Source organism: Bacillus sp. ISL-78 (assembly GCF_018613455.1).
Taxonomy (GTDB): Bacteria; Bacillota; Bacilli; order Bacillales; family DSM-1321; genus Peribacillus; species Peribacillus frigoritolerans.
This window is the reverse complement of record NZ_JAGGQC010000015.1, coordinates 1-12,006: the sequence shown is the minus strand read 5'-3', so window position 1 is coordinate 12,006 and position 12,006 is coordinate 1. Positions and strand designations below refer to the sequence as shown.

General features: G+C 41.7%; 7 protein-coding genes and 2 riboswitches. All 7 genes read left to right on the top strand.

The features are described 5' to 3' along the window. Nucleotides 1-442 precede the first annotated feature (442 nt). The 7 genes from J7I96_RS16350 to ptsG all read left to right on the top strand — a co-directional run bounded on the left by J7I96_RS16350 (nt 443) and on the right by ptsG (nt 11,669). Complete coding sequence (locus J7I96_RS16350) at nt 443-1,399, top strand: AAA family ATPase (protein ID WP_214771597.1); 957 nt, start codon at nt 443-445, stop codon at nt 1,397-1,399. A gap of 32 nt (nt 1,400-1,431) precedes the next feature. Continuing rightward, the gene (locus J7I96_RS16345) at nt 1,432-2,592 is read left to right on the top strand and encodes a DUF58 domain-containing protein (protein ID WP_214771600.1); all 1,161 of its coding nucleotides are present in this window, start codon (nt 1,432-1,434) and stop codon (nt 2,590-2,592) included. Continuing rightward, nucleotides 2,589-4,790, top strand: a complete 2,202-nt coding sequence (locus J7I96_RS16340) for a DUF4129 domain-containing transglutaminase family protein (RefSeq protein WP_214771603.1) — start codon at nt 2,589-2,591, stop codon at nt 4,788-4,790. The genes J7I96_RS16345 and J7I96_RS16340 overlap by 4 nt, the downstream gene beginning before the upstream one ends. A 36-nt stretch (nt 4,791-4,826) precedes the next feature. Beyond that, nucleotides 4,827-4,928: riboswitch (purine riboswitch) on the top strand. A gap of 177 nt (nt 4,929-5,105) precedes the next feature. Next, complete coding sequence (guaA, locus tag J7I96_RS16335) at nt 5,106-6,626, top strand: glutamine-hydrolyzing GMP synthase (protein ID WP_164468792.1); 1,521 nt, start codon at nt 5,106-5,108, stop codon at nt 6,624-6,626. A 224-nt stretch (nt 6,627-6,850) separates the two neighbouring features. Further along, nucleotides 6,851-6,952: riboswitch (purine riboswitch) on the top strand. Nucleotides 6,953-7,058: 106 nt separating this feature from the next. Continuing rightward, a complete protein-coding gene (locus tag J7I96_RS16330) occupies nt 7,059-8,390 on the top strand; it encodes an NCS2 family permease (RefSeq protein ID WP_034306155.1) in 1,332 nt (443 codons plus the stop codon). A gap of 153 nt (nt 8,391-8,543) precedes the next feature. Beyond that, entirely contained in the window at nt 8,544-9,386 is an 843-nt protein-coding gene (gene glcT, locus J7I96_RS16325; RefSeq protein ID WP_034306152.1) for a glucose PTS transporter transcription antiterminator GlcT, read from the top strand. A gap of 213 nt (nt 9,387-9,599) precedes the next feature. Next, the gene (gene ptsG / locus J7I96_RS16320) at nt 9,600-11,669 is read left to right on the top strand and encodes a glucose-specific PTS transporter subunit IIBC (protein ID WP_214923962.1); all 2,070 of its coding nucleotides are present in this window, start codon (nt 9,600-9,602) and stop codon (nt 11,667-11,669) included. Nucleotides 11,670-12,006 lie beyond the last annotated feature (337 nt).

Sequence of the window (12,006 nt, the reverse complement as noted above, 5' to 3'; positions counted from 1 at the left end):
CTTATATCTTAGGAGTGGATTGCATTCATTTTAGCATAAACAAGGCGGAAAAGAAGTTTACTTAAGAATATACAGATCGGAAGGGCGTGGCTTCATTGCCAATGACAGGAGCGGGAAAAAGGAAGAGGAATCCCCCTTTCGTGTCATTTAACCAAATCAGGATAAACAGTCTTTGCTGCGAGTTCAACAGCTTCGGTATTAAACCGAAATCCCTATTAAGCTGAAAGGCTGACCTTTTTCTGCAAGGTTCATATTCACTAAGCAAACAGTTAACCCTGCCTTTTTCAGTAAGCCGCTATAATATTTTTAGACAAATTCGTTTATGGTTTTCCGGTTATCTAGTAAACTTACAATGTAAGGTTCAATTGGGTCTTAATGTAAAATGCGTGATATAGAGAAGACATGAAATAATAGTGATAATGTGAATCCCGGGAGGTAGAGAATGATTTATAAGCAGGTCAATCAAAAACTGGAAATGGTTCTAGGGAATATCGAAAAGGTGATTATCGGAAAACGGGATATAGCAGAACTAAGCATCGTAGCACTCCTTTCCGGCGGACATGTCTTATTGGAGGATGTTCCGGGTGTGGGAAAGACAGTCATGGTAAGGGCATTGGCAAAATCAATAGGTGCAAGCTTCAAGCGAATTCAATTCACGCCCGATTTACTTCCTTCGGATGTTACTGGCGTTTCGATCTTCAATCCTAAGGAACAAGAATTCATCTTTAGGCCAGGTCCGATAATGGGCCATATTATTTTAGCCGATGAAATAAACCGGACCTCGCCGAAAACCCAGTCTGCATTGCTTGAAGCGATGGAAGAGGCAAGTGTGACGATTGATGGTGTCACAAGAGGATTGGAGAAGCCCTTTTTCGTAATGGCGACACAAAATCCAATCGAATACGAGGGAACATATCCGCTGCCGGAGGCTCAATTGGATAGATTCCTATTAAAAATGAAAATGGGCTATCCAGGTGTGGAAGAAGAGATAGAGGTTCTTCATAGGGCCCAATACACGGCACCGCTAGAGGAATTGGAATCCGTCATCACCTTGGATGAATTGATAGAATTACAGGCTGAGATAAAAGCGGTGATAGTGGATGACACAATAAAACGATACATTGTTGAATTGGCGAATCAAACACGTTCACATGAATGGGTCTACTTAGGTGTGAGTCCCCGTGGATCGATAGCATTGATGAAGGCAGCCCAGGCTTACGCGCTGATCAAGGGCAGGGACTATGTCCTGCCTGACGATGTTCAATATTTAGTGCCATTCGTATTTTCCCATCGGCTTATTTTGAAGCCAGAAGCGAATTATGAGGGCTTCGATGCTGGAATGGTGATACATGAAATTGTCGCGACAACAAAAGTGCCTGTGAAGCGGGCTGTAACCTAATGCGAAGATTCATCAATATTCTAAGGGGAAATATGAGTGTGATCGGACTTGTATTGCTCATGACCGTTTCCTTTTGCTATGCAATGTTTCAAGGCGGTTTTGTCAGTTGGTTCATTTTTTATTCATTTTTGCCGTTTTCTGTGTACGCTTCGATCCTGCTGTTTTATCCGCTCCATGATTTTACGGTTGAGAGAAAGGTCAATAAACGGGAATGCCAGGTTGGTGAATCCGTTGAGATAGCATTGACGTTTACGCGTAAAAACAGGCTGCCCCTATTATTTATGGTGGTAGAGGAGGAATTGCCTCAGGAGATGGAAGATAGGGGACTACAAAGGAAAATAATTATCTTTCCGGGATTCAAGCGTACCTTCAGCATGTCATATACCTTGGAAAACTTGCAGCGGGGAGAGCATTCGTTTCAATCGATCCGCTTTTGGATTGGGGACTTTTTCGGGCTGGTCGAAAAGGAAGCGATATATAGTTCACCTTTGAAAATAACCGTTTTTCCTCGATATCACGAGCTTTCCTACAGTGATCTTGATCGAGTGTTCAATCAGGGGGCAGTGGTTTCAACAAAGAAAACACAACGGGAACATTCTGTGGTCTCCGGTGTAAGGGAATATCAGCCAGGCGATCAATTGTCTTGGATTAACTGGAAGGCGACTGCCAGGACGAGTGAAATCATGACGAAGGAATTCGAGGTGCAGAAAAACCGGGATGTATTCATCATGCTTGATGAAAGGCCTTCTGATTTATTCGAAGAATCTATTGAAATGGCAGCTTCCATTGCCCATGCCATGTTAAAGAAAGGCATGGAAATTGGGTATGTGAGTATGGGGTCGAGGTTAATCATACCGGCAGCAGCAGGCAACAAACAGAAACGAAAGATTTTTTACCGGCTTGCTAAAGAAGAGCCGGGTGTTATAAACGCGTTGAACGAAAATGTCAGGAAGGGAATTCTTCCGGCAAACGCTGCCGTGATATTCATCGTTTCAGACTTAACCTTAGAAAAGGTGGACTTATTGAGTGCTTTCCGGCCTAATCAGGGATTGATGTTATGCGTGAAGAAACAGGCAGATCTTACTGATGAGGAAAGGTTTTCAATTTCTACAGCTGTTTCGAGGGGGATAAAGGTTAGCTTTTTTGAACATGGCCAACTAAAGTTTGACAGATCGGAGGTGATGGCGAAGTGAATGTCACTACCGAAAAATTGGAAAAGTTCATGCACGTCCTCATGTATGTATTTGGTCTGTTGTTGATTACTGAATGGTTAAGGCCTGTCGATAGACTTACCGATACAGGTAATATCATCATTTTTATCTTATTTTTGCTCTACTCCCTGCTACTGCATTATTTCCGCATACATTGGTCGATCCGATTTATTCTCATTAGTGCATATATAATGATTTCATTACAGTTCCTCCATTCAAAAGAGGCTTTATATCAATTGTCATGGCTGAAAGGGTTTCTAGCGGATTTTAAGGGCAATCTTGGTTTTATATATGATGGGAATTGGGAGTTGATCACGAATCCATTTCGAACGTTTCTATTTTTTATCCTTCTTTGGCTTGTGACATATTTGATCCATTACTGGGTGATGGTGAGGCAAAGCATCTTTTTCTTTTTTATGTTAACGGTGATTTTTATATCTGTACTCGACACATTCACTCCTTATGCGGGGGATAGTGCAATGATAAGAATCATCATCGTCGGGTTTTTGATGCTCGGCTTGCTTTCCCTGCTGCGGCTAACGATACAGGAGAGGATTGATTTTCCGATGGCTTCCATCAATAAGTGGATCTTGATGCTGACCGGCATGATATTGGTAAGTGTCCTTGTCGGTTTTGCTGCCCCAAAGCTCTCTCCGCAGTGGCCGGACCCGGTGCCTTATATTTCTTCCTATTCTGATAAAGCTGTGAAAGAAGACGGTGATTCGAAGCGTAAAAGTGTCGGATATGATGAAGACGATTCGGATCTTGGCGGTTCGATAGAGCCGGATAGCTCGATCGTTTTTTATAATAATGCTCCTGCAGGACATTACTGGAAAGTCGAGAACAAGAATATTTATACCGGTAAAGGGTGGGTTTCCATACCGGAAACGGAATTTCACACTTTTTCCAACGGGCAGGATACGGCAACGTTAGATATTTACGACGTTCCTGAATTGGTGAGGACTGAAGAAATGACCGCAAAAGTATCCATGACGGAATCATATTCACATATCCTTCATCCGCAGTCCGGGTATGTAAAAAAGATTGAGGGCAAAAATGGGCAGGATTTCAAGTATTATCAGGGTATGGACAAATTTATTTCCGAACAGGGTAATGGCGAACGACTTTCCTTGAAAGAGTATGAACTGGTTTATGATATGCCGAGTTTTGATATAGCTGGTTTAAGGAAGGTGACGGAACCCGACGATTCCATGGATTTATTAATGGAAAAAAACACTCAGCTTCCAGAAGGGTTGCCAAACCGGATATTTGAATTGGCCTCCCGGCTTACAAGGAATGAAACGAATTGGTACGATAAAGCAAAAGCCATTGAGGATTATTTTGACGGAGCTGAATTCATTTACTCCAAGGACGATATTCCGTATCCAGAGAGCAATCAAGATTATGTCGATCAATTTTTATTCGAGACACAGATAGGGTATTGCGATAATTTTTCAACTGCCATGGTCGTATTACTAAGGGCCGCCAATATACCTGCAAGATGGGTAAAGGGCTATACCGAAGGGGAAAAATCAATCCTTGATGGTGAATCCGTTTATAAGGTGACCAATAATAATGCACATTCCTGGGTCGAGGTTTATTTTTCAGGGATAGGCTGGATTCCCTTCGAGCCGACAAAGGGTTTCGATGGGGAAGTTGAATTTTACGATTCGGAATTGAAACAGGAAGCAATCAAGAACTCGGAAGAAACCCCGACTAATGAAGAGCAAACAAAGAAAGAGGCCAGGGAACGCCAAGATACACCTGATAGGGAAACTCAATCCTCCGTGAAAACGGGTTTTGGGAACATGGAAGGGTTCTTAAAATGGTCTGCAATCACATTATCAAGTGGATTGATTTTTGCTTCTCTCGGTTATTTCCTCAGAAGGAAGTGGATTCCTCTTCTGCAGATTCTTCGTTATAGAAAGAAAACCGGTGCTCATTTCTCGACAGCTTATTTAATATTATTGAAACAATTAAAACGGGCTGGTTTAGTTCGGCCGGAGGGGCAAACCTTAAGGGAGTACGCCGCCTATGTGGATGCAGTGTACGCTACAGATGAGATGAGTGAATTGACGGCTGGATACGAGTTAATGATATATCGCGGAGATGCGGAAGATGGGGAATGGAAACACTTTCAAAAGGGTTGGGAAAGCTTAATGAGAAAAACTAGCTCTTGACCAGGTTTTTATTATATTGATACAATAACAAAAACTAACTTAAACAAATATATCCTTCATATATCCTCGATAATATGGATCGAAAGTTTCTACCGAATCACCGTAAATGATTTGACTATGAAGGCGGATTTTAACAGGAAAGCTGAAAATCTGCCTTCGTCTGTACTTTTTCTGTATTTTTGAGGGTGGATTTTTAGTTTTTCTTTTTTTATGATAATATTTTTTATAAGAATTATCACTCGATTTTATGAGTGAATTACATTGATAGAGGTGACGTTTGTGCCGGGGAAAACAGAATTGCAAAAAAACCAGGAAATGATCGTAGTACTTGATTTCGGAAGCCAATATAATCAATTGATCACTCGTCGTATCCGTGAATTTGGTGTGTACAGTGAGCTTCATCCTCATACAATTACTGTAGAAGAAATTGAGAAAATGAACCCAACGGGAATCATCTTCTCAGGGGGCCCGAACAGTGTTTATGATGCAAATGCATTTGGTTGTGATGAACGTATATTCGAAATGGGTCTTCCGATTTTCGGTATTTGTTATGGCATGCAGCTTATGACCAAACATTTTGGCGGTAAGGTGGAGCCAGCGAAAAACCGTGAATACGGAAAAGCGACACTTGCCATCCAAAATGAGTCCAAGTTATTCAGTGACCTGCCAAAAGAACAAATCGTCTGGATGAGCCATGGTGATTTAGTGGTGGAAACGCCTGAAGGTTTCCAAATTGACGGGACGAACCCGTCTTGCCCAATATCGGCTATGAGTGACGAGTCACGTAAATTGTATGCCGTGCAATTCCATCCAGAAGTCCGTCATTCCGTATACGGTAATGACATTCTGAAAAATTTCGTATTCGGAGTTTGTGGCTGTAAAGGTGACTGGTCAATGGAGAACTTCATTGAAATCGAGATGGAGAAAATCCGCCAAACAGTCGGAGATAAAAAAGTGTTATGCGCTTTAAGCGGCGGAGTGGATTCATCCGTTGTTGCTGTATTGATCCATAAAGCGATTGGCGATCAGCTGACATGTATTTTCGTTGATCATGGATTACTTCGTAAAGGCGAAGCCGAAGGTGTAATGGAAACATTCAGGGAAGGTTTCAATATGAACGTAATCAAGGTCGATGCAAAAGAACGTTTCCTATCGAAGCTTGCTGGCGTTTCAGATCCGGAACAAAAACGGAAAATCATCGGTAACGAGTTCATCTACGTATTCGATGACGAAGCAACGAAGCTCGAAGGAATTGATTTCCTTGCACAGGGTACGCTTTACACAGACATTATTGAAAGTGGTACGGCCACTGCACAAACAATTAAATCGCATCACAATGTTGGCGGTCTGCCGGAAGATATGCAATTTAAATTGATTGAGCCTTTGAACACTCTATTCAAGGATGAAGTGCGTGCACTTGGAAGTGAAATGGGCATTCCGGACGAAATCGTTTGGCGTCAACCATTCCCTGGTCCAGGTTTAGGTATTCGTGTATTAGGCGAAATTTCAGATGAAAAACTTGAAATCGTTCGTGAGTCTGACCATATTTTACGTGAGGAAATTAGAAAAAATGGTTTGGAACGCGAAATTTGGCAGTACTTTACGGTGCTTCCTAACATTCGTAGCGTAGGGGTAATGGGCGATGCACGTACGTATGACTATACAATCGGAATCCGTGCGGTTACGTCCATTGACGGAATGACATCCGATTGGGCAAGAATCCCATGGGATGTACTTGAAATCATCTCAACGAGAATCGTTAATGAAGTAAACCATGTAAACCGCGTCGTTTATGACATTACGTCTAAGCCGCCTGCAACGATCGAGTGGGAATAGTAGATTGAAACCATCCAATCAGTGAAGGAATTAACCTTCACTGATTTTTTTTGTTGAAATAGTATTTAAATATGTAGATTACTTACATTTACGTATGTTGGCGAAGATATAGCCATGATAATTAAGGAATATATAGCGAAACGCGAACATTGCCTAAAATTACATAAAAAATATTCGTTTGGTATATTGACGATTATTTTAGTGACTGATACACTATACCTATAATAATAAAAAAACATAATTGTCGTATAATATTGGGGATATGGCCCAAAAGTTTCTACCAAGCTGCCGTGAACGGCTTGACTACGATGTGGAAGGATTGGCGTGTTATAAAATAAACCGCCACTTCTTTACATGACCGCAGTCAAGCCCCGTTCGTAATCGAATGGGGCATTTTCTGTTGGCACGATTTTATGATGGGGGAGACTCATAATGAAAAATTATTTTCGGTTTAACGAGCTGGGAACTAATTATCGCCGTGAAATACTTGGTGGACTAACTACTTTCCTTTCAATGGCATATATCCTGGTTGTAAACCCTGTAATGCTGACTTTACAAAGCATCGAGGACTATCCGGATGAATTAAGAATGGACTACGGAGCGGTTTTTGCCGCAACCGCATTGTCAGCCGCAATCGGCTCGATATTAATGGGACTCATAGCCAGATATCCAATCTCGCTCGCGCCGGGTATGGGATTGAATGCTTTCTTCGCTTTTACCGTTGTGCTTGGCTTTGGAATTCCTTGGCAGACGGCTTTAACAGGAGTATTGATTTCAGGTATTATCTTCGTTTTGCTTTCCCTATCGGGAATACGTGAAAAAATCATTAATGCAATTCCAGTCGAATTGAAATACGCAGTTGGAGCCGGTATCGGTTTATTCATTACTTTTGTAGGGTTTCAGAATGCTGGAATCATCACGAATGATGACAGCGTTCTTGTTGGACTGGGCGATTTGACATCAGGAAATACTTTATTGGCTGTGTTTGGAATTGTCGTTACCGTCATTTTGATGACGAGAGGCGTCAAAAGCGGCGTGTTCATAGGAATGGTCATTACAGCCATTGCAGGAATGATCTTTGGACAAGTTCCGGTGCCGGATAAAATAATCGGTGCCGTTCCTAGCATAGCGCCAACATTCGGGGTTGCGTTCGATGCCTTTGGAAATCCCGGTGATCTCTTCACTGGTCAAATGTTAATCGTTATACTGACCTTCTTGTTCGTAGCATTCTTTGATACAGCCGGTACGCTGGTGGCTGTCGCACAACAAGCTGGATTGATGAAGGATAATGTTCTTCCTAGAGTGGGTAAAGGATTGCTGGCTGATTCATTATCCATCGTTTCAGGTGCAATTCTTGGTACATCCACCACGACATCTTATGTAGAGTCCACATCAGGTGTTGCTGCTGGAGCTCGAAGCGGATTTGCGGCTGTAGTGACAGGGTTGCTGTTTGTCCTATCCCTTTTCTTCTTCCCGCTTCTATCAGTGGTGACATCTGCTGTGACTGCGCCGGCATTGGTTATAGTCGGAGTATTAATGGCATCATCACTTAAAAATATTGACTGGCAAAAGTTCGAAATTGCGGTTCCGGCCTTCTTTACGGTCATCATGATGCCCATGACATATTCAATTGCGACAGGTATCGCTTGCGGATTCATCTTCTATCCAATCACTATGTCGATGAAAGGAAGAGCAAAAGAGGTTCATCCGATCATGTGGGGTCTTGGAGTCGTCTTCCTGCTATATTTCATTTTCTTGAAGTAATAATGCAAGTAAGTAAGGAGAGTCCTGATTTCAGGGCTCTTCTTTCATGTTGTAAGAGAAAGCTCATATCGTGTATAGTAAAAGTACTAAGTACTAAGTACTTTATCCTGTATGGGGCATAGGGATGACTTTGAGAAAAAAAGAGGGAGAAAAATGAATGGTTTTATCGTTGAAAAGGTTTTGAACAATAATGTGGTGATTGCCACGCATCCGTCGTATGGAGAAGTCGTTACTATTGGAAAGGGCTTAGGCTTCAACCGGAAGAAAGGCGAAGAGTTGAGTCCGGAACTAGCGGAGAAAACGTTTGTCCTGAAAAATGTTAAGGAACAGGAAAGTTACAAAAAACTTTTGCCGCAAATCGATCAAAATCTTCAAGCTGCCATAATAGAATCCATTCATCTCATTAATGACCGGGTAACTGGAAAGCTAAATGAACATATACATGTCGGTTTAACAGATCATTTATTGTTCGCCCTTCAGCGTGTTTCCCAAGGAATGACTATTAAAAACCCATTCCTGAAAGAAACGATAACCCTTTATCCTTTTGAACATGATATTGCTGTCGATGTAGTAGAATTAATTCAAGATAAGACAGGCATAGGCCTGCCCCAAGGGGAAATCGGTTTTATTACGCTTCATATTCATAGCGCAATATCAAATAAAGACTTATCGGAAGTCAATCAGCATTCGCAGTTAATCTATCACCTTATCCAAGTTGTTGAAGAACAGCTCAATGTGAAAATTAATAAGGATAGCATAGACTATTCACGTTTGGTCCGTCATTTAAGATTCATGATAGACAGGGTGCTTGCTGGGGAAAAAGTAGAGGAACCTGAAAAAATAGCAATGCTATTGAAAGAAGAATATCCTTTGTGTTACAATATCTCTTGGAAGCTAATAAAAATTATGCAGCAGAAATTAGGCAAGCCGGTTTGTGATGCGGAAGCTGTCTATCTAACGATGCATATCCAACGATTACAAAAGAAAATTAAATAAACATACATTAACTTACGTGTTACTGATTCGATCAGGCATAAGTGAGGAGAATGATTGTTATGAAAGAGGGTATTATATACCTGAATTTTCATTTCAATCCTATCTTTGCTTATGCCTTTTTTGTGTTTGAATTCTGATGCGTGGGAAGATGAATACCATCGTAAATGTAACCGTTTTATTAGCATGGAAAAACAGTAAAGAGGAGGAAAACCTATGTTTAAGAAGTTGTTTGGTGTTTTGCAAAAAATCGGTAAAGCTTTGATGCTTCCTGTAGCCATTTTACCAGCGGCCGGAATTTTGCTTGCGTTTGGTAATGCGTTGCAAAACGAAACTTTGTTGGATATCGCCCCGTTTCTTGCGAGTGGCGGAGTGGAAATGGTCGCATCGGTAATGGAGAATGCCGGAAATATTATTTTTGGGAATCTTCCTTTGTTGTTTGCTGTGGGGGTCGCAATTGGGTTAGCTGGTGGAGATGGTGTTGCCGGCCTTGCGGCGATTATCGGTTTCTTGATTATGAATGTAACGATGGGAACTGTTCTTGGCATTGACGCTGCCGACATTGAGAACAATAGTGCGGTGTATACCAATGTTCTGGGAATCCCGACGTTGGGAACAGGTGTGTTCGGCGGTATTATCGTCGGTGTCATGGCTGCTGTTATGTATAATAAGTTTTATGAAATTGAACTGCCTTCTTATTTAGGATTCTTTGCAGGTAAACGTTTTGTACCCATTGTAACAGCTGCAAGCGCAGTTATTCTTGGGTTGCTGATGATTTTGATTTGGCCGACGATTCAATCGGGGTTAAATTCATTTTCCGAAAATATGTTGGGTGCCAATCTGACACTTGGAGCTTTCGTGTTTGGGGTTGTAGAACGTGCGCTGATTCCTTTTGGATTGCACCATATCTTCTATTCTCCATTCTGGTTCGAATTTGGTAGCTATATCCCTCAAGGAGGGGGAACTCCAGTCAGAGGAGACCAGGCCATCTTCATGGCACAAATTAAAGATGGCGTACAGAATTTAACGGCCGGTACCTTCATGACTGGTAAATATCCATTCATGATGTTCGGGTTACCAGCTGCAGCTTTGGCCATTTATCATGAAGCAAGACCGGAAAGAAAGAAAATAGTCGGAGGATTGATGGCTTCTGCAGCACTTACATCATTCCTGACTGGGATTACTGAGCCGCTTGAATTTGCATTCTTATTTGTTGCACCGGTACTTTTCGGGATTCACTGTCTGTTTGCCGGTCTATCATTCATGACCATGCATTTACTGGACGTGAAAATCGGGATGACGTTCTCGGGTGGTTTGATCGATTACGTACTGTTTGGTTTAATCAATCCGCAAACCAATGCATGGATTGTTATTCCGGTTGGTTTAGTCCTTGCGGTTATCTATTACTTTGGATTCCGATTTGCGATAAGGAAGTTTAACCTTAAAACTCCTGGTCGTGAAGTGGAAGAGGATGAGGAAGCGGAAGGATCTGCAAGTACAGCTGGAAGTCTTCCTGGGGATATCTTGGATGCCATGGGCGGAAAAGAAAATATTTCTCACTTGGATGCTTGCATTACCCGTCTTCGTGTATCGGTTAATGACATCGGTAACGTTGATAAAAATAGGCTGAAGAAACTTGGTGCCGCTGGAGTTCTGGAAGTGGGCAATAACATCCAGGCTATCTTCGGACCTCGTTCAGAAACGATCAAGGGGCAAATGAAAGATATCATTGATGGAAAAAGGCCTCGTAAAGTAGAGGTGTCTCCTGAAGTAGGTGTGGAAAAGCAAATCGAGGATGTCGTCCCGAAACCTTTAAGGACGGATGAAGTTTCCGAGCGCTTTGTTTCTCCTATTAAAGGGGAATTAAAACCAATCACGGAAGTGCCTGATGCAGTTTTTGCTGAAAAAATGATGGGTGATGGATTTGCAATTGTACCCGAGGAAGGGTTGGTTGTTTCTCCTGTGGACGGTACGATCGTTAATTTATTCCCGACTAAACATGCAATAGGGATCGTTTCCGAAGCTGGACGTGAAATCTTGATACATGTCGGGATCGATACAGTTAAATTGGAAGGCAAAGGTTTCGAAGCACTTGTCGCTCAAGGAGATAAAGTGACAAGCGGGCAGCCATTGCTTAAAGTTGATATAGAGTATGTCAAAAACAATGCTAGCTCTATCATTACGCCGATCGTCTTTACTAACCTTTCCGAAGGTGAAAGCGTCAAGATTGAAAAGGCTGGAAATGTAGATAGGGAAGAAGCGGACGTAATCTCCATCAATAAATAATCATTAATAAATAACGGGAGGGTGGCTATAATCAGCTGCCCTCCTGTTTTTTTTGATGATTATTTGGCATGGACCGGCTTCTAATAGAAGGAAAGTGGTTCAGCGAAAAAAATGAAGTTTAATTTTAAAAGATTAAATTGACTTATCTATATGCAAGTGCTAGTATATTAAATACACCGCTTGAGACAAACAAGACAAACAAGTAAATGAAACTTGTTGTTGACTTTGTGTTTGGAGGGTGTTACACTGATAAGGTCGCTAAACGAAGCGATGAAAAATATTGCTCTTTGAAAACTGAACAAAACAAAGCGCCAATGTTAAATTTTAAGTGAGCACA